At 67.0% G+C, this 21,421-nt stretch carries 20 protein-coding genes; 9 read left to right on the forward strand and 11 right to left on the reverse strand.

Annotated elements, in window-relative coordinates; all coding sequences use genetic code 11:
* The first annotated feature begins 19 nt into the window (after nt 1-19).
* Nucleotides 20-493 (forward strand): MerC domain-containing protein, encoded by a 474-nt coding sequence (locus tag AC5P9N_RS02980; protein ID WP_062607179.1) that lies wholly within the window; start codon nt 20-22, stop codon nt 491-493.
* A 268-nt stretch (nt 494-761) separates the two neighbouring features.
* Here the strand turns inward: AC5P9N_RS02980 and AC5P9N_RS02985 are convergent, their stop codons facing one another.
* Nucleotides 762-1,664 carry a LysR family transcriptional regulator gene (locus AC5P9N_RS02985; protein WP_005409836.1) on the reverse strand — a complete coding sequence of 301 codons (903 nt, stop codon included), beginning with the start codon at nt 1,662-1,664 and terminating at the stop codon, nt 762-764.
* A gap of 118 nt (nt 1,665-1,782) precedes the next feature.
* On the opposite strand from AC5P9N_RS02985, the gene dkgB reads away from it, so the two are divergent.
* From dkgB to AC5P9N_RS03005, 4 genes are read left to right on the forward strand one after another with little or no spacing between them, the layout of a single operon-like run.
* Nucleotides 1,783-2,586 (forward strand): 2,5-didehydrogluconate reductase DkgB, encoded by an 804-nt coding sequence (gene dkgB, locus AC5P9N_RS02990; RefSeq protein WP_012480407.1) that lies wholly within the window; start codon nt 1,783-1,785, stop codon nt 2,584-2,586.
* Nucleotides 2,587-2,597: 11 nt separating this feature from the next.
* Nucleotides 2,598-3,545, forward strand: a complete 948-nt coding sequence (locus AC5P9N_RS02995; RefSeq protein ID WP_208180433.1) for a TIGR03571 family LLM class oxidoreductase — start codon at nt 2,598-2,600, stop codon at nt 3,543-3,545.
* A gap of 19 nt (nt 3,546-3,564) precedes the next feature.
* Complete coding sequence (locus AC5P9N_RS03000; protein ID WP_005413604.1) at nt 3,565-4,503, forward strand: cyclase family protein; 939 nt, start codon at nt 3,565-3,567, stop codon at nt 4,501-4,503.
* Nucleotides 4,500-4,823 carry a MoaF-related domain-containing protein gene (locus tag AC5P9N_RS03005; RefSeq protein ID WP_049471694.1) on the forward strand — a complete coding sequence of 108 codons (324 nt, stop codon included), beginning with the start codon at nt 4,500-4,502 and terminating at the stop codon, nt 4,821-4,823. The genes AC5P9N_RS03000 and AC5P9N_RS03005 overlap by 4 nt, the downstream gene beginning before the upstream one ends.
* A gap of 19 nt (nt 4,824-4,842) precedes the next feature.
* Here AC5P9N_RS03005 and AC5P9N_RS03010 read toward each other — a convergent pair whose 3' ends face one another.
* Entirely contained in the window at nt 4,843-5,796 is a 954-nt protein-coding gene (locus AC5P9N_RS03010; RefSeq protein ID WP_099484664.1) for a LysR family transcriptional regulator, read from the reverse strand.
* Between the two features lie 105 nt (nt 5,797-5,901).
* Here AC5P9N_RS03010 and AC5P9N_RS03015 point away from each other — a divergent pair, with 105 nt between their 5' ends.
* Complete coding sequence (locus AC5P9N_RS03015) at nt 5,902-6,645, forward strand: SDR family oxidoreductase (protein WP_495223808.1); 744 nt, start codon at nt 5,902-5,904, stop codon at nt 6,643-6,645.
* A gap of 100 nt (nt 6,646-6,745) precedes the next feature.
* Here AC5P9N_RS03015 and AC5P9N_RS03020 read toward each other — a convergent pair whose 3' ends face one another.
* From AC5P9N_RS03020 to AC5P9N_RS03030, 3 genes are read right to left on the reverse strand one after another with little or no spacing between them, the layout of a single operon-like run.
* The gene (locus tag AC5P9N_RS03020; RefSeq protein WP_099484666.1) at nt 6,746-9,823 is read right to left on the reverse strand and encodes an efflux RND transporter permease subunit; all 3,078 of its coding nucleotides are present in this window, start codon (nt 9,821-9,823) and stop codon (nt 6,746-6,748) included.
* Nucleotides 9,820-10,992 carry an efflux RND transporter periplasmic adaptor subunit gene (locus tag AC5P9N_RS03025; protein ID WP_099484667.1) on the reverse strand — a complete coding sequence of 391 codons (1,173 nt, stop codon included), beginning with the start codon at nt 10,990-10,992 and terminating at the stop codon, nt 9,820-9,822. Before AC5P9N_RS03025 ends, AC5P9N_RS03020 begins: the two co-directional genes overlap by 4 nt.
* On the reverse strand, nt 10,989-12,236 hold the full coding sequence (locus tag AC5P9N_RS03030; protein ID WP_164212645.1) for a TolC family protein: 1,248 nt from the start codon (nt 12,234-12,236) through the stop codon (nt 10,989-10,991). The genes AC5P9N_RS03025 and AC5P9N_RS03030 overlap by 4 nt, the downstream gene beginning before the upstream one ends.
* Nucleotides 12,237-12,298: 62 nt before the next feature.
* On the opposite strand from AC5P9N_RS03030, the gene AC5P9N_RS03035 reads away from it, so the two are divergent.
* Nucleotides 12,299-12,973: a response regulator gene (locus AC5P9N_RS03035; protein WP_099484669.1), complete on the forward strand. Its 675-nt coding sequence runs from the start codon at nt 12,299-12,301 to the stop codon at nt 12,971-12,973.
* Entirely contained in the window at nt 12,966-14,348 is a 1,383-nt protein-coding gene (locus tag AC5P9N_RS03040) for a sensor histidine kinase (RefSeq protein ID WP_043033336.1), read from the forward strand. Before AC5P9N_RS03035 ends, AC5P9N_RS03040 begins: the two co-directional genes overlap by 8 nt.
* 75 nt (nt 14,349-14,423) lie before the next feature.
* On the opposite strand, the gene AC5P9N_RS03045 is transcribed toward AC5P9N_RS03040, so the two are convergent.
* The 3 genes from AC5P9N_RS03045 to AC5P9N_RS03055 all read right to left on the reverse strand — a co-directional run bounded on the left by AC5P9N_RS03045 (nt 14,424) and on the right by AC5P9N_RS03055 (nt 17,617).
* On the reverse strand, nt 14,424-16,775 hold the full coding sequence (locus AC5P9N_RS03045; RefSeq protein ID WP_099484670.1) for a GH92 family glycosyl hydrolase: 2,352 nt from the start codon (nt 16,773-16,775) through the stop codon (nt 14,424-14,426).
* A 96-nt stretch (nt 16,776-16,871) separates the two neighbouring features.
* Nucleotides 16,872-17,195 (reverse strand): thioredoxin family protein, encoded by a 324-nt coding sequence (locus AC5P9N_RS03050; protein ID WP_099484671.1) that lies wholly within the window; start codon nt 17,193-17,195, stop codon nt 16,872-16,874.
* A 5-nt stretch (nt 17,196-17,200) separates the two neighbouring features.
* Complete coding sequence (locus tag AC5P9N_RS03055) at nt 17,201-17,617, reverse strand: host attachment family protein (protein WP_005409854.1); 417 nt, start codon at nt 17,615-17,617, stop codon at nt 17,201-17,203.
* Between the two features lie 480 nt (nt 17,618-18,097).
* On the opposite strand from AC5P9N_RS03055, the gene proP reads away from it, so the two are divergent.
* On the forward strand, nt 18,098-19,585 hold the full coding sequence (gene proP / locus AC5P9N_RS03060) for a glycine betaine/L-proline transporter ProP (RefSeq protein ID WP_043033332.1): 1,488 nt from the start codon (nt 18,098-18,100) through the stop codon (nt 19,583-19,585).
* A gap of 84 nt (nt 19,586-19,669) precedes the next feature.
* Here the strand turns inward: proP and AC5P9N_RS03065 are convergent, their stop codons facing one another.
* From AC5P9N_RS03065 to AC5P9N_RS03075, 3 genes are all read right to left on the reverse strand, one after another.
* Complete coding sequence (locus tag AC5P9N_RS03065) at nt 19,670-20,284, reverse strand: hypothetical protein (RefSeq protein ID WP_005409856.1); 615 nt, start codon at nt 20,282-20,284, stop codon at nt 19,670-19,672.
* A 105-nt stretch (nt 20,285-20,389) separates the two neighbouring features.
* On the reverse strand, nt 20,390-21,016 hold the full coding sequence (locus AC5P9N_RS03070) for an ATPase (RefSeq protein ID WP_065183960.1): 627 nt from the start codon (nt 21,014-21,016) through the stop codon (nt 20,390-20,392).
* Between the two features lie 3 nt (nt 21,017-21,019).
* Nucleotides 21,020-21,361 (reverse strand): type II toxin-antitoxin system prevent-host-death family antitoxin, encoded by a 342-nt coding sequence (locus tag AC5P9N_RS03075; protein ID WP_005413623.1) that lies wholly within the window; start codon nt 21,359-21,361, stop codon nt 21,020-21,022.
* Nucleotides 21,362-21,421: the final 60 nt, after the last annotated feature.

Consider the following 21,421-nt stretch of genomic DNA (forward strand, 5'->3'; position numbering starts at 1 on the left):
ATTGTTACTATGTAACATTATGGACCACATCCCCACGACGCCCGCAAGGGCCTTGGCCCAGCCGCCAACTTCGGCACGCTGGCACCCCCGCTTCGATCTTGCCGGTGCTTGGCTGTCCATGGCCTGCGCCGCCCATTGCATCGCCCTGCCCCTGCTGCTGGCCTTCGTGCCGGCCGCGATGATGGCGCTGCGCTCGTTCCAGCATCCCGGCCATGGCGCGATGACATTGCTGTTGATGATGTCGCGCTGGGAATGGCTGTTCGCGCTGCTGGCCTCGTCGCTGGCCTTGGCGAGTACCTCGGCCGGGGTGCACCGGCACGGGCGCTGGCGCCCGGTGCGGCTGGCCTGCGCCGGCGCCATCCTGCTGCTGTCGGCCTCGCTGTATCTGCCGCTGAAGGAATCGCTGCTCTGGCATGGCGTGGCGACAGCCAGTGGTGGCGTGCTACTGGCCGCGGCGCACATCGGCAACCGGCGCGCGCTGCGCACCCGCTGACACCGGCCGCGGGTTGGCAGCCCCGGGGCCCCGGCAGCCGGCCAGCGGCCGGCTCTACCCATCCATGCATGGGCCACGCAACAGGTGATACGCATTTGGTAGTGCCGGCCGCTGGCCGGCAGCCCCAAGGACCCGGCAGCCGGCCAGCGGCCGGCTCTACCCATCCGTACATGGGCCACGCATCAGGTGATACGCATTTGGTAGTGCCGGCCGCTGGCCGGCAGCCCCAAGGACCCGGCAGCCGGCCAGCGGCCGGCTCTACCGATCTCTATTCGTCAAACGGACGCTGGCCGAGCGTCTGCGTCACGTGGTCGACGAAACAGGTGATGCGTGCAGCCAGCGCGGTGTTGCGGTAGTACACCGCGTTGATCGGCTGCCGCACTTCCTGCGTCTGCCTGGCGAACAGCTGCACCAGGCGGCCATCACGCCGGTCCTGGCGGGTCAGGAAGTCGGACAGGCAGGCAATGCCCAGCCCGGCCACCGCCATCTGCCGCAGTGTTTCGCCACTGGATGAAGCGATCGCGGGCTCGATCACGAAAGGCCCGCCATCGGCATCCTGCAGCGGCCATTCGTTCAACGAACTGGGCTGGGTGAAGCCCAGCAGGTCGTGCTCGCGCAGCTGCTCCACGCGCGTGGGCGTGCCGTGGCGGCGCAGGTATTCGGGGCTGGCCACCACCCGGATGCGGCTGTGGCCGATCGGCCGCGCATGCAGGGTCGAATCGCGCAGCACGCCAATGCGGAATGCTACGTCGGTGCGCTTCTCGATCAGGTCGGTGATGCCTTCATTGGAATTCAGCTCCAGCTCCACCTGCGGGTAGCGCTCACGGAACCCCTCAAGCAGCGGCACGATCACGTGCAGCATGAACGGCGTGGCGGCGTCCACGCGCAGGCGCCCGACCGGCTGCAGCCGCCGCGCGGCCATCTGTTCCTCGGCCTCGTCCACCGTGGCCAAGATCGTGCGCGCGTACTCCAGGAACGCCGCGCCTTCCTCGGTCAGTTCGAGCCGTCGCGTGGTCCGTCGCAGCAGCGTGGTCTGCAGCTTGTCCTCCAGCCGCGCCAGTGTGCGGCTGGTGGCGGAGATGGTCAGTTCCAGCGCCTCGGCCGCCGCCGTGATCGAACCACTGTCGACCACGGCCACGAAGGCCTTCAGCTCATCCAGGGTGGTTTTCATTTTTTACCTCGACGCAAAAGCGTTTCCCGTATACACGGCTTAATCAACAAATGTAAAGCGCCCACACTTCGCCCTGTCCCGAGCCCACCGGCTCTCAACGAAGTCCCTGGAGTCCATCATGAGCGTTCCTTCCTTTGGCGTCGGCACCTTCCGCCTGACCGGCCAGACCGTCATCGACTCGGTGCGCAACGCCCTCGAGGTTGGCTACCGTGCGGTCGATACCGCGCAGATCTATGGCAACGAAGCCGAAGTCGGCCAGGCCATCGCCGAATCCGGCGTTCCGCGCGACCAGCTGTTCCTGACCACCAAGATCTGGGTGGACAACTACGCTGCCGACAAGCTGATCCCGAGCCTGCGCGACAGCCTGGCGAAGCTGCGCACCGACTACGTCGACCTGCTGCTGATCCACTGGCCGGCGCCGGGCAATGGCGTTGAACTGCGCGAGTACATGACCGCGCTGGCCGAAGCCAAGACGCTGGGCCTGACCCGCCAGATCGGTGTGTCCAACTTCAACATCGAGCTGACCCGGCAGGCCATCGAGGTGGTCGGTGCCGGCGAGATCGCCACCAACCAGATCGAACTGAGCCCCTACCTGCAGAACCCGGCACTGACCGCCTTCCTGCAGGACCAGGGCATCACCGTGACCTCCTACATGACCCTGGCCTACGGCAAGGTACTGAAGGATCCGGTGCTGGCCGCCATCGCCGACAAGCACCAGGCCACCGTGGCCCAGGTCGCGCTGGCGTGGGCGCTGCAGCGGGGTTACTCGGTCATTCCGTCCTCGACCAAGCGCGAGAACCTGGCCAGCAACCTGCTCGCCCAAGACCTGCACCTGGATGCCGATGACATGGCCGCGATCGCTGCACTTGACCGCAACGGCCGCGAAGTCGATCCGCCGGGCCTGGCCCCGGCCTGGGACTGAGGAGCCTGGCCATGGGCAGTGCGTTGGCGCGGCTGCAGGCCGGTGGCTTTAGCATCGGCATCGAAGCACCGCTGGACAATGACTGGACGCCGCTGGGCGAACAGGCACGACGCGCCGCACAACGCCTGCCCGGTGAACCGGACCTGCAGCGCCATGCGGAACTGGCACGGTTGGCCGACCGCCTCGGCTTCCGTGCGCTGTGGGTGCGCGACGTGCCGGTGTACGACCCGGCCTTCGGCGATGCGGCGCAGGTGTTCGAAGTGTTCAGTTACCTCGGCTACCCGGCCGGCATCACCAATGACATCTTGCTGGGCACCGGTGCGGTGGTGCTGCCGATCCGTGAGCCGTTGCTGACCCTGAAGTCGGCGCGCAGCGTGCAGCGGCTCAGCGGCGACCGCCTGTTGCTGGGCGTGGCCAGTGGCGACCGCCCGGTGGAGTACCCGCTGTTTGGCCGCGACTTCGACAGCCGTGGCAGCCGTTTCCGCGAGCAGATCGCGCTGCTGCGCGAAGGCGCCACCGCGCACCTGCCGCAGGGCCTGGACGTGCTGCCCGCCGATGGCCCGGCCCTGCCGTTGTTCGTGGCCGGCCTGGCCCAACAGCAACCAGCATGGATCGGCCAGCACATGGACGGTTGCCTGGCCTACCCGGGCACGCCGCAGGACCATGTACAACGCGTGGCGGCGTGGCGCGCCGTGGCCGGCAACAAGCCCTATGCCAGCTTCATCCACCTGGACCTGGTGGCCGATGCCGATGCCCCCCTGCAGCGCTGGCGCTTCGGCCTGCGTGGCGGCCGCAACGCCCTGCTGGCCGAGCTGCACGCCATGCAGGCGGCCGGTGTCGACCACATCGGCCTGCAGTTCCGCCGCAACGAACGGCCGTTGGCCGAAACCTTCCACGAAATCGCCGAGTACGTGCTCCCGCACTTCCCGGCCCATGCCGGCGCCGCCGCGACGGCCTGACAGTTACCGGAGCTTTGCCATGAAGATGAAGACCCTGGCCGCGCTTGCGCTGGCCACCCTGCCGCTGTCCTTCCAGGCCACCGCCGAGGAGTGGTATCCCTCTGCCTACGGCGCCAACGACGAGATCGGCGCGGCCAACCTGCTCACCGCTGACGTGGTCAAGCACGCGGTCTCGCTGGTCAGGACCGGCAAGACCTATCCGCTGGCGGTGCCGGTGGACAAGAACCTGCCCGCGTTCCGCCACCGCAGCTTCCGCCTGTACAACGTGCAGGTCGGCCAGCAGGCCGGCAAGTCGCTGGGCCCCAACAAGTTCACCTTCAACGATGAACTGGTGAACGCCTGGACCGGCGTTGGCACCCAGCTCAACGGCATCGGCCATATCGGCATCGACAACGTCTACTACAACGGCAACAAGGCTGCTGACTTCGTCACCGTGGACGGCGTGCGCAAGCTCGGCGTCGAGAAGGTGCCGCCGATGGTCACCCGCGGCGTCGTGCTGGACATGACCGCGTACTACGGCAAGGCGATCGTGCCCGGCGGCACCGAGTTCACCGTGGCCGACATCCAGGCCGTGCTGAAGAAGCAGGGACTGAGCCTGCGCAAGGGCGATGTGGTGCTGTTCAACACCGGTTGGCTGGAACTGATCGGCAAGGACAACACGCAGTTCCTGGAAGTGGAGCCGGGTATCGGCATGGAGGCCGCGAAGTGGCTGGCCGACCAGGGCATCGTCGCCTTCGGTGGCGACACCTGGGCCTCGGAGGTCTACCCGAACCCGAACGGTGCCGAGGAGTTCCCGATCAACCAGTACATGCTGGCCAAGCGCGGCATCTACAACCTGGAGCTGATCGACAGCCGTGCCCTGGTGCGCGACAAGGCCTGGGAATTCCTGTTCGTGCTCGGCCAGCCGCTCTACGTCGGCTCGACCCAGGTCAACATCAACCCGGTGGCGATACGATGAACACTGCCCCCGCCTTGCCGTTGTTCGCCGGCCGCCGCTTCCGCGTCAGCTATGACGGGCTGGCCGCCGACAATGTCTACAGCGCCGATGGCCGCCACGTGCAGTACGCCATCGTCTCCGGCGCCTATGCCGGTGCGCAGGGCGAAGCCGCCTGCGAGTGGCAGCAGATCAGCGAAGGGGTCTATGCCATTTCGTGGCAGGAAGCCGATGGCGCAACGGTCGTGCATGTCGATGACTTCGTCGGCGGGCGTTCACTGGCCTGGTTCACCGCCACCGATGGCAGTTTCCATCGCATGCAGGGGCCGTTGGCAGCACTGTGATGCCGGCCAGCGGCCGGCGCTACCCCCTGCGGCCGGACAGCTTCGCGTGCCGCTCCGGTAGTGCCGGCCGCTGGCCGGCAACCCCGGTCTGCTCGAACACCCCGGCCACCCAGTCGATGAACACCCGCAAGCGTGGCGACGGCGTGCGGTTGCGCGGGTAGACCAGGCTCAACGGGCTTGGCGTCGGCGGCGTCTCAGGCAACAGCTCGACCAGCTGCCCGCGCGCGATATACGGGTCCATCCGGTAGCGCGGCGCCTGGATGATGCCGAGGCCCGCCAGCGCGGCCCCAAGAAACGCATCCGCGCCGGAAACACGCACCCGCGCCTGCAGCGGCACGTAGCGCACCTGTCCCGCCTGTTGGAACTCCAGAGGGATCAGCTGGCCAGTGGCGCTGGATCGGTAGCCGACCATCTGATGGCCTTGCTCCAGCGATTCAATGGTATCGGGCAGACCGTGCGCCTGCACATAGCCCGGCGCGGCCACCGTGACCTCGCGCAGCATCGTCAACCGGCGCGCCGCCAGATCGCTGTCGGCCAGCGTCCCCACCCGCAACGCCGCATCCACGCCTTCGCGCAGCAGGTCGACATAGCGGTCGCCTTCACTGACGTCCAGCTCGATCTCCGGGTAGCGCTGCAGGAACTCCGGCAGGTGCGGAAACAGCAGGTGCCGGCCCAGCGTGCCATGCACTTCAATGCGCAACGGGCCACGTGGCGGGGCATCACGGAACGCTGCCTCGGCATCGTCCATGTCGGCGATCAGGCGCAGGCAACGGCCATAGAAGGCCTCGCCCTCCAGCGTCGGCACCACCAGCCGGGTGGTCCGGTGCAGCAGGCGCACGCCCAGCCGCTGTTCCAGCGCCTTGATCGCGTCGGTCACCGTGGCCCGCGACAGGCCCAGGTCCTCGGAGGCCCGGGTGAAGCTGCGGCGCTCGACGATACGGACGAAGGCGCGCATGGCCGTGAAACGATCCATTGTTCGGCTGTCCGAATGATGTTGACGGATTATGCAGGATTATCCGAAAAGGCAATGTCGCGAAGATGGCCCTGCGCCACTCCGGCGCGCCCGCTGGAACCGACCATGACGCTCTCCCCCGCCCGCTCTGTCGCCCTGGTCACCGGCGGCTCCCGTGGCATCGGCGCCGCCATCTCCCGCCGCCTGGCCGCCGATGGCCACGCGCTCGCGATCAACTATGCGGGCCGCCGCGACGACGCCGAAGCATTGGCGGCCGAACTCAACGCGGCCGGCGCGCAGGCCATCGCGCTGCAGGCCGATGTCGCCGATCCGCAGGCGGTGCGGCAGCTGTTCGATGCCATCGAGGCGCGCTTCGGCGGTATCGACGTAGTGGTGAACAGTGCCGGCGTGCTGCAGTTGGCGCCGCTGGCCGATACCGACGACGCCCTGTTCGAGCGGGTGATCGGCATCAACCTCAAGGGCGCCTTCAACGTGCTGCGCGAGAGCGCGCGACGGGTGCGCGACGGTGGCCTGCTGATCACCCTGTCCACCAGCGTGGTCGGCATCAGACTGGAGAACTACAGCGTGTATGCCGCCAGCAAGGCGGCGGTGGAGACGATGGGCGCGATCCTCAGCAAGGAGCTGCGCGGGCGCAACATCAGCGTGAATGCAGTGGCGCCCGGCCCGACCGCCACCGACCTGTTCCTGGACGGAAAGTCGCCGGAACTGATCGAGCGGCTGGCGAAGATGAACCCTCTGGAGCGGCTGGGTACGCCAGAGGACATCGCCGGTGCGGTGGCGTTCCTGGCCGGTGCCGATGGCGGGTGGATCAACGGTCAGGTCCTGCGCGCCAATGGCGGAATGGTGTAGGCCGCGGCCATCGCACACCGGTAGTCGCCCACCTTGGTGGGCGCTTCGCCGCGTGCCAACCAAGGTCGGCATCTACCGGGCGGAGAACCGGATATCGTCGTCAGCCCGTGCGTACCTCGCGGCGGCGATGCACCCAGTAGTAAAGCGTCGGCAGTACCAGCAGGGTCAGCAGCATCGCCGACAGCAGGCCACCGATCACCACCACCGCCAGCGGCTTCTGGGTCTCCGCGCCAATGGCATGCGAGGTCGCCATCGGCAGCAGGCCGAACATCGCCAGCAGTGCGGTCATCAGCACCGTGCGCAGGCGTTGCAGCGAGCCCTGCACCACCGACTGCAGCAGGTCCATGCCCTGCTCGCGCAGCTGGGCAAATCGACTGAGCATCACCACCCCGTTCAAGACCGCCTGCCCGAACAATGCAATGAAACCGATCGCCGCAGACACCGACAGGGGGATGCCGGTCAACCACAGGGCGAGGATGCCGCCAATCATCGCCAGTGGCACGTTGGCCAGGATCAGCGCCGCACTGCTGATGTCCTTGAAGGCATCGAACAGCAGCACGAAGATGATCAGCACCGACAGCGGGATCACCCAGCCCAGCCGCTTCATCGCACGCTGCTGGTTCTCGAACTCCCCGGACCATTCCAGCCGGTAGCCTTCCGGCAACTGCACGCTGGCGTCCACGCGCTTGCGCATGTCGGCCACCACGCTGCCCATGTCACGCCCGGCGATGAAGATGCTCACCGCCTTGACCCGCTGTGCATTCTCGCGCGAGATGTTGATCGCACCGCTGGCCATGCGGAAGTCGGCCACGTCGGACAGTGTCACCGTGTGCCCATCGCCGATGCCGACCGGCACCGTGCGCAGCCGTTGCAGGTCGCGGTCGGCATCGTCCAGGCGCAGCGTGATCGGAAACCTGCGGTCACCTTCCCACAACTCGCCGACCTGGCGCCCGCCCAGTGCGGTCTCGATCACCTCGTCGATGTCGCGCACGTTCAAGCCATAGCGCGCAGCACGGTCGCGGTCGATTTCGATCTGCAGCTGCGGCAGTGAGCCGTCACGGTCGATGAAGGCACTCTCCACGCCCTCCACGCTACGCACCTGGCCCAGGATCGCCTGCGCCTGCTGGTTGAGTACATCCAGATCCGAGCCGCTGACCTTGATCACCACCTGGCCCTTGATCTGCGAGATGCTCTCCAGGATGTTGTCGCGCACCGGCTGCGAGATCGAGAACTCCGGCCCCGGAATGCGCTGCTCCAGCGTGCGCTGCAGGTCGCGGACCAACTGCCGCTTGTCCACCCCCTTCGGCCACTCCTTCTCCGGCTTCAACGCCACCAGCGCCTCGATCTGGTTGGCGCCCTTGGCATCGGAGCCGTCTTCCGGCCGCCCCAGCTTGGCCACCACCGTCGATACCTGCGGGAAGGTGCCGACCAGCTCACGGATGCGCCGCGACTGCTGCTGCGCCTCGGCCAGGCTGGTGCTGGGGTCTAGCGTGGCGGTCAGCCAGATCGAGCCCTCGTCCAGCTCCGGCAGGAACTCCGAACCCAGCCGCGTGCCCAGCGCCAGCGTGCCGACCAGCAGCGCAACCGCGGTCAGTACCACCGCACGCGGGCGAGCCAGAGCGCGCTCCAGGATCGGCCGGTACCAGCCGGTCAGGCGGTCCATCAGCGGATTGCCGTCGCGCATGCGGTCGCGCCGCAGCCACCAGTAGCAGAACAACGGCACCACGGTCAGCGCCAGGATCAACGCACCGATCAGGGCCGAGGTCACCGAGTACGCCATCGGCGCGAACATGCGGCCTTCCTGGCGCTGCAGGGTGAAGATCGGGATGTGTGCGGCGATGATGATCAACATCGAGAAAAACGTCGGCCGCCCCACTTCCGATGCGGCTGAAAGAATGGTCGAGAACCGTGTCTTCCGGTCGGCCGCAGGGGGCAGCTTCGACAATCGCGAGACGATGTGCTCGGTCACGATCACCGCACCGTCGATGATGATGCCGAAGTCCATCGCACCCAACGACAGCAGGTTGGCCGGCACGCCCCACAGGTGCAGGCCGAGGAAGGTCGACAGCAGCGCAAGCGGCATCATCGCCGCCACGATCAGTGCGGCGCGGGCGTTGTACAGGAACAGCCACAGCACCAAGAACACCAGCACCGCGCCTTCCAGCAGGTTGCTGAAGACGGTTTTCAGCGTGGTCGAGACCAGCCACGAGCGGTCGTAGAACGGCTCGATGCTGACCCCGTGCGGCAGCTGGTTGGCCTCGATCTCGGCGATGCGCGCATGCAGGGCGTCGAGCACGTCGGACGGATTCTCGCCCTTGCGCATCAGCACCATGCCGAACACCGCATCGTCATTGCCGTCCTGGCCGACCAGACCCTGCCGGGGCAGGCCGGTGTCGGCGATGCCGGCCAGGTCACGCACCAGGATTGGCGTGCCCCCGCGCTGCGCCACCACCACGTTGCCGATGTCGGCCGGCGAACGCATCAGGCCCACACCGCGGATCAGGAACTGCTGCTGGCCACGCTCGACGTAGCCGCCGCCCGCATTCGAGCTGCCCTTTTCCAGGGCCTCGGCGAACTCACCCAGGCTGATGCCGCGGTCGCGGAGCTTGTCCAGGTCCGGCTTGACCTGGAACGTGCGCGCGAAGCCGCCGAAGCTGATCACATCGGCCACCCCGGGTACGGTGCGCAGACTGCGCTCCATCGTCCATTCCTGCACGGTGCGCAGCTGGGTTGGCGTCATGTGCGGGCCTTTCAGCACGTACCGGTAGATCTCACCCACCGCCGAACTCATCGCTTCCAGTTCCGGTGTCACCCCTTCCGGCAGCTCCACCCCCTGCAGACGCTCCAGCACCTGCTGGCGCGCGAAGTAGTCATCGGCCTTGTCGTCGAAGGTCAGGATGATCATCGACAGGCCGAACTGCGTATGCGAGAACACCCGCACCGAATGCGGAATACCGGACAGCGCCACTTCCAGCGGCATCGTCACCTCGCGCTCCACCTCTTCGGCCGCGCGCCCAGGGTGCAGCGATACCACTGTCACCTGGGTATCGGACACATCCGGAAAGGCCTCCACAGGCAGCACGCGGAACGCAGCAATGCCAGCGCCGATGAACAACAGCAGCGCCAGCATCACCATCAGCGGCTGACGCAGGCAATAGGCAATCAGGCGATCGATCATGGCGCGGCGTGCCCCGTGCCGGTGCTGACGGTTGCCGGTGCGTTGTCCACCAGCTGTTGCAGCAGCAGGCCGCCCTCGACCACCACCCTGCTGCCCGCAGCCAGCCCCTCACGCACCCACAGGCGGCCATCGCCCAGTTCCTCGGCATGCACGGCGTGGCGCACGAAGCGGCCCTTGCCCTCCTCCACGAACACCACCTGCTTGCCGTCGATCAGCAGCACCGCGGCATCCGGCAGCGAGACACCGCCCTCGGCCGGCAATGCCACCTGCGCACGCACGTACTGGCCCGCTTTGAAACCCCGTGCACGGTTGTCCAGCTCGGCACGCGCCTGCACCACCCGGCGCTCGCTGTCGACGAAGTCATCCACGTGCTGCAGCGTCGCCTGCAGCGGCTGTCCATCGGCGCCGGGCACGCTCACCTGCATGCCCGCCTTCAAGCGTCCGGCCAGGCTCTCGGGAACATCCAGCAGCAACCACAGGCGGTCCGGATCGCCAATCACCGCCAGCGGCTGTTCGCTGTCGGGGCTGACCGCCATGCCCGGGCTCATCCGCCGCTCCACCAGCACGCCATCGATCGGCGTGCGCAGCGGCAGGCGCTGGTCAACGTGCTGGCCATTGCCATACGCCTTGGCGAAGGCGGTCGCACGCGCGTGATCGGCCTGGCTGCCGGCGAAGTTGGCCTCGGCCTCGTCCAGTTCACGGCCCGACGCCACACCCGCCGCATGCAGTTCGCGGGTGCGGTCCAGTTCCCTGCGGGCTTGCTGCAGTTCGGCGCGGCCACGCACGCCGTCGGCCTGAGCCTGGCCGAACTCGGGCGAGGTGATCCAGGCAATCACCTGGCCCGCCTTCACCTTCTGCCCCGGCTGCGCCTCGATGCGCGCCACCTGCCCCGCCAGCGGCGTGCGCAGCGCACTGGAGCGGGTCTCGTCCCAGACCACCCGGCCCGGCAGCTTCAGGCTGGCACTGGCACCGGCCGTCACCGCCTCGCTGCGCAGTACATCCAGCTGACGGCTGCTGGCGGGAAACTGGACCTGGCCCGCACTGATCTGCGGCGCGTCCTTGGTATACGACGCCGGCTCGCGGCCGCAACCACCCAGGAGGGCCAGCGCCAGCAGGGCCGGCAGCACGGCGTGTCGCGCCCGCGGGCGATGGGCGACGGTGGACTTCATCGGGACTCTCCTTCAGCAACGGATGTGGCCGCTTCCCAGCGCGCCAGGGCAATGGCATGGTCGGCACGCGCTTCGATCAGCGCGGCCTCGAAATCGCGCCAGCTACGGCGCGCATCCAACAGATCGGTCAGGCTTGCGGCGCCGCGGCGGTAAGCCAGTTCGATGCCCTGCACCGCCCTGCGTGCGGCGTCGGACTGCAGCCCTTCGTAGTCGTTGCGACGCTGCGCAGCGGACTGCGCGCTCGCCTGCAGCTGGTCCAGCTCGGCGCGCGCTTCGCGCTGCAGCACCTGCAGCTCCAGCGCGGCACTGTCACGGTCGGCCTCGGCACGCTGGATCGCGCCGCGTGCACGTGATGGGCCACCGAGCGGAATGGTCAGCGACACGCCCCAGGTGACACCGCTGATGTCAGTCGGCTCGCGCTCGGCTTCCACACCCAGCTGAATGTCGCGATGGCGCTCGCTGCGTGCCAGCGCCACGCCGGTATCCGCAGCTGCCAGGCGCGAGCGTGCCACCCGCAGGTCGGCGCGTTGTTGCGGATCGAAGGCGCGCGCACCGATCCCGCCGGCGGGGTCCGGCCAGGGATCATCGGCGCTGAGGTCACCGCTGTCGTCACGGCCGAGCAGCAGGCCCAGTGCATGCCGCGCATCGCGCAGGTCCAGCGCTGCCTCGCGCGCCATATCGGCCACCGCGAGATCGTCCACCGCCAGTCGCGCACGGTCCACCGGCGCCATCGCCCCGGTGGCGACCTGTTTGTCGGCCGCCGCCATCTGTTCGGCCGAACTCTGGCGGTTGGCCTCGGCAATCTGCACCCGCTCCTGCGCGCTCTTCAAGCCAAAGTAGGCCTCATGCAGCGCCACCTGCTGGCGGCGCCGTGTATCGAGCATCTCCAGCCCGGCCACTTCCAGCAATGCATCGGCCTGGCGGATGCGCAATGCGCGTTTGCCACCGCGCTCCCAGGTCCAGCCCAGGCCCAACGTGCTGTCCATCCGCTTGTCCTGCCAGCGGCCAGGGCCGATGCCATGCTTGGGGCTGATCTTGCTGGTGCCGATCGACAGTTCGGTGGCCGGGCGCAACGCCGCTGTCTGCGCATCGCCCTGCACCCCGCGCAGCTCCAGCGCCGCCGCGCGGAGGTCCGGGTTGTGTGCTTCCATTGCGCGCTGCGCATCCTGCAGGGACAGTGCCGATGCGGCCGGCGCGCACAGGAGGGCGGCCAACACGGCCGCAAGACGAGGGGAGAAATTCATGCGGGTCACGGTAAGGTGACGCACTTGCGCCAAACTTGCCCCAACCTTGCACGAAGCTTGCAATGCGAATCCTGCTGATCGAAGACGACGCCGCCCTGGCCGATGGACTGATCCGCGCCCTGCAGGGTGCCGGCCATCTGTGCGACCACCTTTCGCGCGGGCTGCATGCACCGGCGGCACTGGCCAGCGCGCCATATGACGTGATGGTGCTCGATCTTTCATTGCCCGACGTCGATGGCCTCGACCTGCTCTCGCGCCTGCGCAACGACGGCGTCACCCTGCCGGTGCTGATCCTGACCGCACGCGATGGCGTGGAGGACCGCATCCTCGGCCTTGACCGGGGTGGCGATGATTACCTGGCCAAGCCATTCGCACTGGGTGAGCTGGAAGCCCGCCTGCGTGCATTGTCACGCCGCCGAAGCGATGCACCGGCGCAGAAGCGATTGGGCCGGTTGTGCTTCGACAGCATCCGCAATGAAGTGCAGGTGGACGGCCAGCGCATCGAGCTGACTGCGCGTGAGCTGTCGCTGGTCGATGCACTGATGCAGCATCCCGGCCGCACCGTTACCAAGCAGCGCCTGTTCGACGCGCTGTACAGCTGGGACCACGACGCCAACCTGTCGGTGATCGAGGTCCACGTCAGCCGCCTGCGCCGCAAGCTGGAACAGGCGCGCGCCGGCGTCGGCATCCGCATGCTGCGTGGGCTTGGATACCGGCTGGAGGCCGTGGGTGACTGAGCGCGTGCACAGCCTGCGTGGCCTGCTGCTCAGGCGCCTTTGGCTACCGCTGCTGGTACTGCTGCTGTGCAGCGCAGTGGGTTCATTTGCGCTGGCCCGGTTCTATGCCGGCCAGGTCTACGACCGCTGGCTGCTGGATTCGGCGATGTCGTTGTCCGAGCTGGTGACGGTGCAGGATGGTCGCGCTTCGATCGAGATCACCCCGGCCGTCTCGCGCATGTTCAGCTGGGACACCGCCGACGAAGTGCATGGCGAGGTAGTCGATGCCGAGGGTGGGCGTCTGTATGGCGACCTGCCCGAAGCCCTGCCCCGCCCCGCAATCGCAGCGGGAAATGATGACGACGCCATCTACTACGATGCACGTGTGCGTGGTCAACCGGTGCGCATGGTCGAAGTGGTGGTCAGCGCCGGACCGGGCCATGACATCCGGCTGCGCGTGGCTGAGACGCTTCGCAAACGCCACCGGCTGGAGCGCAAGCTGCTGCTGACCAGCGTTCCCTTCCAGGCCGCGATCCTGGCATTGGCGGCGTGGCTGGCGTGGTCCGGTACAGGCGCTGCCGCTCGCCATGCCAACCTGGTTGCGCGGAAGCTGGCCAGCCCGCGGCCGGATCCGTTGGCACCGTTGGACCCTGCGCAGGAGGCACCGCGCGAACTGTGGCCGGCGGTGGAGGCCTACAACGCGCTGCTGCAGCGTCTGGACGCGATGCAGGATGCGCAGCGGCGCTTTGTCAGTAATGCCGCGCACCAGCTGCGCACGCCCTTGGCGGCGATGCAGGTGGAACTGGAGAGTTCATTGCGCCAGCACGACCCGCAGGCCCAGCAGCTGGCGCTGTCCGGCACGCTGGCCGGACTGGCCCGCTTGCAGCATCTGGTCAACCAGCTGCTGATGCTCAGCCGCTCGGAAGATCCGCATGGCAGCGCACTGCCACTGCAACCGGTGGACCTGGCTGCGTTGGCACGCGGGGTGGTGGAGCGCTACGCCGACCGTGCGTTGGCGGCGGGCGTTGACCTGGGCTACGAGGGGCCAGACGACGGCGTGCAGGTGCAGGGCGATCCGCAGCTGCTGCGCGAAGCGTTGGGCAACCTGCTGGACAACGCGCTGCGCTACGGTGCCGTGCCCGGCGTAATCACCCTCGGCGTTCGGCAGGAGGCCGAAGGCGTGCAGGCATGGGTTGACGATGACGGCGCCGGCATTGCCGAAGCCGAACGCACGCGCGTCACGGAACGCTTCTACCGGGCCAGCAGCGAAGGCGATGGCTGCGGGCTGGGGTTGGCGATTGTGGCCGAGATCGCGCAGCGACATGGCGCGATCCTGATGATTGATACCGCCCCGATCGGTGGCGCGCGGGTGGGGTTGCGGTTCCGTTTCCGCTGACCTCCCGCGTGCCAACCAAGGTTGGCACCTACCAGGTGCGGGGCAATGGCGGCGGCAGGACGGCGCCGCCCCGCATCACCGGCTCATCGAGTACGGCGCCTGCGCGCCCTGCCCCGGCCAGTCCTTGTTCGGCTCGGCCTGCATGCTGAAGCGCAGCTCGCCACCGGCCAGGATCTCGTCGTGGCGCAGGAAGGTGCGCTGCAGCGGCTTGCCGTTGAGGCTCACGCTGCCCACATAGGTGTGCCTGTCATCCAGGCCATCGGCCACGATGGTGAACGTCTTGCCGTTGGGCAGGCGCATCGCGGTCTTCGGCAGGAACGGGCGACCCAGGATGTACTCGCCCGAGCCCGGTGCCACCGGGTAGAAGCCCAGCGCGGTGAACACATACCACGCCGACATCTGGCCGACGTCATCGTTGCCGGCCAAGCCATCCGGACGGTCGGCGTACTGGGTGTCCATGATCTGCTTCAGGCGCGCCTGGGTGCGCCACGGCTGGCCAGCGTACGAGTACAGGTAGGCCACATGGTGGCTGGGTTCGTTGCCATGTGCGTACCAGCCGATCAGCCCGGTGATGTCTTCCATGTGCTCGAAGATGGACGGATCCACCTTGGCGTTGAACACCTCGTCCAAGCGCGCGAGCAGCTTGTCGCTGCCACCGTGCGCTGCCGCCAGCCCGGCCACGTCCTGCGGCACATACCAGGAATACTGCCAAGCGTTGCCCTCGGTGTAGTCGGTTCCGTAGCCGCTGGCGCTGGGGTCGAACGGGGTGCGGAAACTGCCGTCGCGCTTGCGTGCGCGCATGAAGCCGGTGTCCTTGTCGAACGCATTGCGCCAGTTGGCCGCGCGCTTGTCGAAGGTCGCCGCGATATCGCCCTTGCCCATCGCCTGCGCCATGCGTGCGATGGTCCAGTCATCGAAGGCGTATTCCAGCGTCTTGCTGGCCGCTTCACCTTCCTCGTCGATCGGTACGTAGCCCAGCTCGCGGTACTGTGCGATACCGTCATAGGGGCCGTAATTGGCGGTCTCGACCATCGCCTTCAGCGCCTTGTCGGCGTCGAAGCCACGAATGCCCTTCACGTAGGCGTCGGCGATCACCGGCACGGCGTGGTAGCCGATCATGCACCAGTCTTCCAGGCCATGGAACGACCACACCGGCAGCATGCCGTAGGGGCTGTGCTCATGGTGGGCCAGCATCGAATTGACGAAGTCGCTGTTGCGCTTCTCCGGCTGCACCAGGGTCAGCAACGGGTGCAACGCACGGTAGGTATCCCACAGCGAGAACGTCGAATAATTCGTGAAACCATCGGCCTTGTGCACGGCATTGTCCGAACCGCGATACTGGCCATCGGCATCCATGAACAGCGTCGGCCCCAACAGTGTGTGGTACAGCGCGGTATAGGCGCTGCGGCGAGCGTGCTCGGGTGCATCGATGTCGAGCACCGACAGCGCCTGCGTCCATTCCTGTTTCGCCTGCGCACGCACGCGGTCGAAATCGAAGTCGGCCACTTCCGCGTCGAGGTTGGCAATGGCGCCGGCCTCGCTGACCGGCGAGATGGCAACCTTGACCACCAGCGGTGCGTCCAGCTTGCCGAATGCGAAGGTACCGACCAGCTGACGGCCCTCGATCTGTGCGCGCTGGGACGGATCCTTCTCGCCCGGCGGCGGGAAGCCCTTGTAGACGATGTCCTGCTCGGTGTTGTGCAGCTCATGCCCGGCCAGCGGGCGCGAGAAGCGCATCGCGAAATACAGCTGGCGGCCCGGCGCCCAGCCGCGCGTCTCGCGGAAGCCGGTCACCGTGCCGTCGGCACGCACCCGCACCCGCGACCACAGCACCTTGCCCGGGTAGTCGTACATGCTGGTGCGCATGTCCAGCAGCACCTTGGCGTCGGTGCCCTTGGGGAACGCATAGCGATGCACGCCCACGCGGGTACTGGTGGTCAGCTCGGCACGCACCTTGTAATCGTCCAACGTGACCGCGTAGTAGCCCGGCTCCGCTTTCTCGTCATCATGGCGGAAGCGGGAGGCATAGCCGCTGCGCGGCTTCTCGGGATCGCCACGCTCCAGGCCGGGACTGCCGGTGAACGGCATCAGCAGGATGTCGCCCAGATCGGAATGGCCAGTGCCGGAAAAATGGGTGTGCGAGAAGCCGACGATGCTGCTGTCGTCGTAGCGGTAGCCGGCCGCCCAACCGTAGGCCTTCTCGCGCGGCTGCATACGCGTATCCGGGCTGAGCTGGACCATGCCGAACGGTACCGTCGCACCCGGATAGGTGTGACCTTCCCCACCGGTGCCGATGAACGGGTCCACCCATGCATAGGCCTTGTCGGCGGCGGTTCTGGCAGGCGCGGCCGAAGCCAGGCCGGAAGCGAGCATCGCCGTGACGGCGACAGCGATCAGGAGACGACGGTCCAGCGTGGGCATCGGCATTTGGATCGATTCAGGTGATAGCCGGATGCTAGCACCGGGCCTGTCACGCCGCATGCTGCAGTGCGACTGCCCCGAGTGCCACGCCCGGTTCACTCCTCAATCGGGAAGCGCGCCCTGCAACGACATGAGGTCCGCGCTGTCCAGCGGCCTCACTACCCGCGCGACCTCGTCTCCATCGTGCAGCAGCACCACCGTCGGCCACAGCTTCACTTTGAACGCTCGGCCCAGAGGCCTGCCCTTGCCATCCTCGATCTTCCAGTGCGGCAGATCGTTCGCTTCGACAAAGGCCTGCAACGCGGGCTGCGCGGCCTGGCAGTGGCCACACCAGGGCGCGCCAAACTCGAGAAGCAGCCAGCCGACCTGCGCCTCCACATCGAAGCGGTCGGGCTCCGCCGACAGGTGATCGCGCATGAATGGCATCCGCGCTACGCCGCCAGCGCCTTCTGGATATCCGCCAACGGTGCGTTGGTCAGGTCCTTGGCGATGTCGCCTAGCAGGCGGGCCTGGGTTTCCTTGTGCAGCAGCGGACGGATGCGTCCCAGCGTGGTCGGATCAGCGATCAACACCAGGTGTGCATAGCGGTTCTTCAACGCATCCTCATTGAGCTGTTCCGCCACCTGCTTGGCGAACGTCGCCTCGTTGAGCTGGGATACCGACATGTCCTTCGGCACTGCACCCGCAGGCCCCTGCCCGGATACACCCTGCTCGCTGATGTCCTGCAGGCGCAGTTCGCCTTCCTGCTTCAAGGCCAGCTGGTGATCGCTGCCGACATTGGTGAATACACGGGCCGAACCGCCATCGGCGACAACCACAAGCGTACCTTCGGGAATGCGACGGGTCATGCGATGCTCCTTCTCTGTTGCGTTCGCCCACAACGTAGAGGGCGGCATGTGAGCAGCACGACCAGATTCCGTTCAACGCACGTCATCATTGCTTTGCAGATGAACAGGCATGATGGAACACAGCGTGCAGACAACTGCGCTTCGCTGCACGCTCACGCGCGTGCCGTTATGATGAACGGATGATCGACACGACCCACTACGTGACGGGCGCACCTGTTACGTGGAAAGCACTGCCGACCGGCGCTCCGCTTGCCACGCATGTTCCTGCTCCGCCCATCCATCGCCTCGCGCTGGATCCTGGCGGATGACGCCCGCAGGCACTTCGCCTGCATCCCCCGCATCGCTGTGATTCCCGGCCGCTGACCGCGCGGCCGTCGTGATCCCGTTGCCGTGCTTCCGCCGACACGGCGGTGCCACGCCGTGCGCGTGCATCCACGCATGCCGCCGTTTTCTCCATTTCAAACCTCCCAGGGAGCCCCCATGCAGGACACACCCGAGGCACATGCCCATTTCGGCTGGTTCAAGCGCCGCCGTCACCTGAAGGTCGATGAGATCACCGTTGTCGACACGCCCATGCTCAAGCGCGCCGTCGGTGCCGCCGCGCTGGGCAATGCCATGGAGTGGTTCGACTTCGGTGTCTACGGCTACCTGGCCGTCACCATCGGCCAGGTGTTCTTCCCGTCCAGCAACCCCACCGCACAGGTGATCGCCGCCTTCGCCACCTTTACCGTGGCGTTCCTGGTGCGTCCGCTCGGCGGCCTTGTGTTCGGCCCGCTCGGCGACCGTTATGGGCGCCAGAAAGTGCTGGCGTTCACCATGATCCTGATGGCGCTGGGCACGTTTGCGATCGGCCTGATTCCTTCCTACGAGCGCATCGGCATCTGGGCGCCGGTGCTGTTGCTGCTGGCGCGCGTGGTGCAGGGCTTCTCCACCGGTGGCGAGTACGGCGGTGCGGCCACCTTCATCGCCGAGTATTCCACCGACCGCAACCGTGGGTTGATGGGCAGCTGGCTGGAGTTCGGCACGCTGGGCGGCTACATCGCAGGCGCCGGTACCGTCACTGCGCTGCACATGCTGCTGAGCAGCGAGCAGATGCTGGACTGGGGCTGGCGCATTCCATTCCTGGTGGCCGGCCCGTTGGGCCTGCTCGGCCTGTACATGCGCATGAAGCTGGAGGAAACCCCGGCGTTCCGCGCGTTCGCCGAAGAAGCCGAGAAGCGCGAGCACGACCGGCCGGGGCTGGGCGCACTGTTCCAGGTGCATGGTCGCCAACTGCTGGTGTGCATGGGCCTGGTGCTGGTGTTCAACGTCACCGACTACATGCTGCTGACCTACATGCCCAGCTACCTCAGCGTCACCATGGGCTATGCCGAGAGCAAGGGCCTGCTGCTGATCATCATCGTGATGCTGGTGATGATGCCGCTGAACATCGTCGGCGGGTTGTTCAGTGACAGGCTGGGCCGCCGACCGATGATCATTGGTGCCTGCATCGCGCTGCTGGTGCTGGCGATTCCGTGCCTGCTGCTGGTCGGCAGCGGCAACGACGGGCTGATCTTCCTTGGCCTGATGCTGCTGGGCCTGGCACTGGTGTGCTTCACCAGTTCGATGCCGTCCACGCTGCCGGCGCTGTTCTATACGCCGGTGCGCTACAGCGCGCTGTCGATCGCATTCAACGTGTCGGTGTCGCTGTTCGGTGGCACCACGCCACTGGTGACCGCGTGGCTGGTGGAACGTACCGGCGACCCGCTGGTGCCGGCCTATTACCTGATGGGCGCGGCGGTGATCGGGCTGGTGACCATGCTGTTCGTGAAGGAGACCGCCGGCCTGCCGCTGCGTGGCTCACCGCCGGCAGTGGGCAGCGACAGGGAAGCCGCTGCGTTGTTGAAGAGCGATGTACCGGTAACGGTGGACCCGACCTTGCCACCACTGCCGGAGGCTGCGGAGCCTGAGCAGGTGAAGCCGGCCTGAGGCCGGCCGCAGAACGCGGTCCCCGCTTGGCGTGGACCTACGGGGCCAGTGGCGCCGGGCGAATACGCCCGGCACTCCCTGGCGCTATTTCCTGATGTGAGTCAGCTTCCCCGGCGTCCAACGCAGCGTCCATGTGTAGTTTCCGTCCGGCGGACAGACGTGGCGGTTCGGGCTCTTCCATTCGCAGACCGTCGCGCCGGCACTGACAGTGAAATCGACAACGATGCGATCACCCTGGATGCGGATGGCACGGATGGCGCCTGGAATCTGTTCAGCCGCGTCGTCAGCATAGCCATACCTGCGGATGGCGGCATAGTCCTCTGCTTCCACCGGCGACAGGCTGTTCGGGTTCTCCCGGCCGCGCGGATCGTTTGCCGTCAGCGCCGTCATCACCGCAACAACGTTGCTTTGGGCGAAGCTGCCGCCGGAATAGTCGGACGTGTAGAAATACACGACCTCGGCACGGCCATCACCATCGAGATCGGCAACAGCGGTCCAAACCGGGCGGAAGCCGGATTCAATGTCGCCGCCGGGAATCAGCCGCAGGTTGGCTTCGGCGGCGTGGAAGGCCTGCACCAGGCTGGGCGGCGATGGTCGCTTGGCTGCAGGCGACGCGGCCATCGTCGGCATGCAGGACAGCGCGAGCGCGGCAAGCACCAGGCAGATAGAACTGAAGCGGAACGTCGCAGGTCCGTGCATGTCATCCTCCTTGAGTGTGCGGTCAGTCTAACCGCAGCTCCGGTGGCAGTCGTACACGGCGCGGTTTCGCGCGATGTGTGAAAGGTATCCACATATGGCGTGGCTCTAATCCGAGGTGTTCAATTCCATCGCACGCATCACGATGGGCTTGGCCCAATCCGGCGTATGCAGCAGCTCGGCCACCGAGACCGGGTACTGCAGCTGGCCATGCGCCATTGCCAGCACCGGCAGCGGCTCGACGCAGCCGTCGGCGTCGGCGGGAGCGCTGTTGTCGTAGACATGCAGCTCGGCCAGGTGTGGCAGCAGGTCCAGCAGGTTCTCGCGCGCCGAATCGAAGCGGGCGTGGATCTTCTCCACCGGAATATCGTGGCCACCGGCCGCTACCCGCGCAGCGACGCGGGCGATGTGCAGCTCGACGCTGGACAGGCCGCAGAACCATACCGCCACATGATGCTGCTCACAGGCCTCGCGCAGCAGGCTTGGAATGGTGTTGCCGCCCAGCGTGGTCTCGAAGGCGAAGTCCGTGCCATCAGCCATGGCCTGGCGCAGGCGGCGGGTGCCTTCCTGCCAGGCCTCCGCATTGGCATCGGGCAGCGGCCAGCCGGCCTCCACCAGGCGCCGGGTGAACGAATCTGGGTTGAACCAGCCCAGCCCTTCGGCTTCCAGCCAGGTACCCAGCAGCGAACTCTTGCCGGCGCCATTGACGCCGGCAAGCACCAGGATCCGCCCCATCGGTCAGAGCGGACGGCCGAGGGTGACCTTGCGACCGCGGCGGATCGGCTGGCCCAGCACCTTGCCCAGCCCCTCCCCGCGCTGCAGGCTGGCCAGCGTCTGGTCAAACTCACCGCGCAGGCGCAGCAGTTCTTCGCTGCGCTCACCGGCATCGCCGCCAGCGGCCTTGGCCAGCAGTTCCTGGTAGGTGCGGATGTCCACGATCACCGCTTCGGGGTGGTTGTGGTTGGTGATGACCAGCGCCTGCTTCTCGCGCACGGTGCGCATCAGGCTCGGCCAGCCACGGGTCTTCACCGACGACGCGGGGGCCTTTTCGAGGCCAGGCAGATCCAGCGGCAGGGTCATGGCACGGCTCCAGACGGGGACAGTTGAGGCCATTATGCCCAATTTGGCCCAATTGGGAAT

Source organism: Stenotrophomonas sp. YJH_SMC_6 (assembly GCF_059371335.1).

Excerpts from the sequence above, each read along its gene's own strand:
- AC5P9N_RS03055 (WP_005409854.1), bottom strand. The coding sequence starts at position 17,617 with ATGACCCGTCGCATTCCCGAAGGTACGCTTGTGGTTGTCGCCGATGGC.
- AC5P9N_RS03010 (WP_099484664.1), bottom strand. The coding sequence starts at position 5,796 with ATGGATCGTTTCACGGCCATGCGCGCCTTCGTCCGTATCGTCGAGCGC.
- AC5P9N_RS03020 (WP_099484666.1), bottom strand. The coding sequence starts at position 9,823 with ATGATCGATCGCCTGATTGCCTATTGCCTGCGTCAGCCGCTGATGGTG.
- proP (WP_043033332.1), top strand. The coding sequence starts at position 18,098 with ATGCAGGACACACCCGAGGCACATGCCCATTTCGGCTGGTTCAAGCGC.
- AC5P9N_RS03025 (WP_099484667.1), bottom strand. The coding sequence starts at position 10,992 with ATGAAGTCCACCGTCGCCCATCGCCCGCGGGCGCGACACGCCGTGCTG.
- AC5P9N_RS02980 (WP_062607179.1), top strand. The coding sequence starts at position 20 with ATGGACCACATCCCCACGACGCCCGCAAGGGCCTTGGCCCAGCCGCCA.
- AC5P9N_RS03065 (WP_005409856.1), bottom strand. The coding sequence starts at position 20,284 with ATGCACGGACCTGCGACGTTCCGCTTCAGTTCTATCTGCCTGGTGCTT.
- dkgB (WP_012480407.1), top strand. The coding sequence starts at position 1,783 with ATGAGCGTTCCTTCCTTTGGCGTCGGCACCTTCCGCCTGACCGGCCAG.
- AC5P9N_RS03015 (WP_495223808.1), top strand. The coding sequence starts at position 5,902 with ATGACGCTCTCCCCCGCCCGCTCTGTCGCCCTGGTCACCGGCGGCTCC.
- AC5P9N_RS03030 (WP_164212645.1), bottom strand. The coding sequence starts at position 12,236 with ATGAATTTCTCCCCTCGTCTTGCGGCCGTGTTGGCCGCCCTCCTGTGC.
- AC5P9N_RS03075 (WP_005413623.1), bottom strand. The coding sequence starts at position 21,361 with ATGACCCTGCCGCTGGATCTGCCTGGCCTCGAAAAGGCCCCCGCGTCG.
- AC5P9N_RS03050 (WP_099484671.1), bottom strand. The coding sequence starts at position 17,195 with ATGCCATTCATGCGCGATCACCTGTCGGCGGAGCCCGACCGCTTCGAT.
- AC5P9N_RS03070 (WP_065183960.1), bottom strand. The coding sequence starts at position 21,016 with ATGGGGCGGATCCTGGTGCTTGCCGGCGTCAATGGCGCCGGCAAGAGT.
- AC5P9N_RS03000 (WP_005413604.1), top strand. The coding sequence starts at position 3,565 with ATGAAGATGAAGACCCTGGCCGCGCTTGCGCTGGCCACCCTGCCGCTG.
- AC5P9N_RS02995 (WP_208180433.1), top strand. The coding sequence starts at position 2,598 with ATGGGCAGTGCGTTGGCGCGGCTGCAGGCCGGTGGCTTTAGCATCGGC.
- AC5P9N_RS02985 (WP_005409836.1), bottom strand. The coding sequence starts at position 1,664 with ATGAAAACCACCCTGGATGAGCTGAAGGCCTTCGTGGCCGTGGTCGAC.
- AC5P9N_RS03035 (WP_099484669.1), top strand. The coding sequence starts at position 12,299 with ATGCGAATCCTGCTGATCGAAGACGACGCCGCCCTGGCCGATGGACTG.
- AC5P9N_RS03045 (WP_099484670.1), bottom strand. The coding sequence starts at position 16,775 with ATGCCGATGCCCACGCTGGACCGTCGTCTCCTGATCGCTGTCGCCGTC.
- AC5P9N_RS03005 (WP_049471694.1), top strand. The coding sequence starts at position 4,500 with ATGAACACTGCCCCCGCCTTGCCGTTGTTCGCCGGCCGCCGCTTCCGC.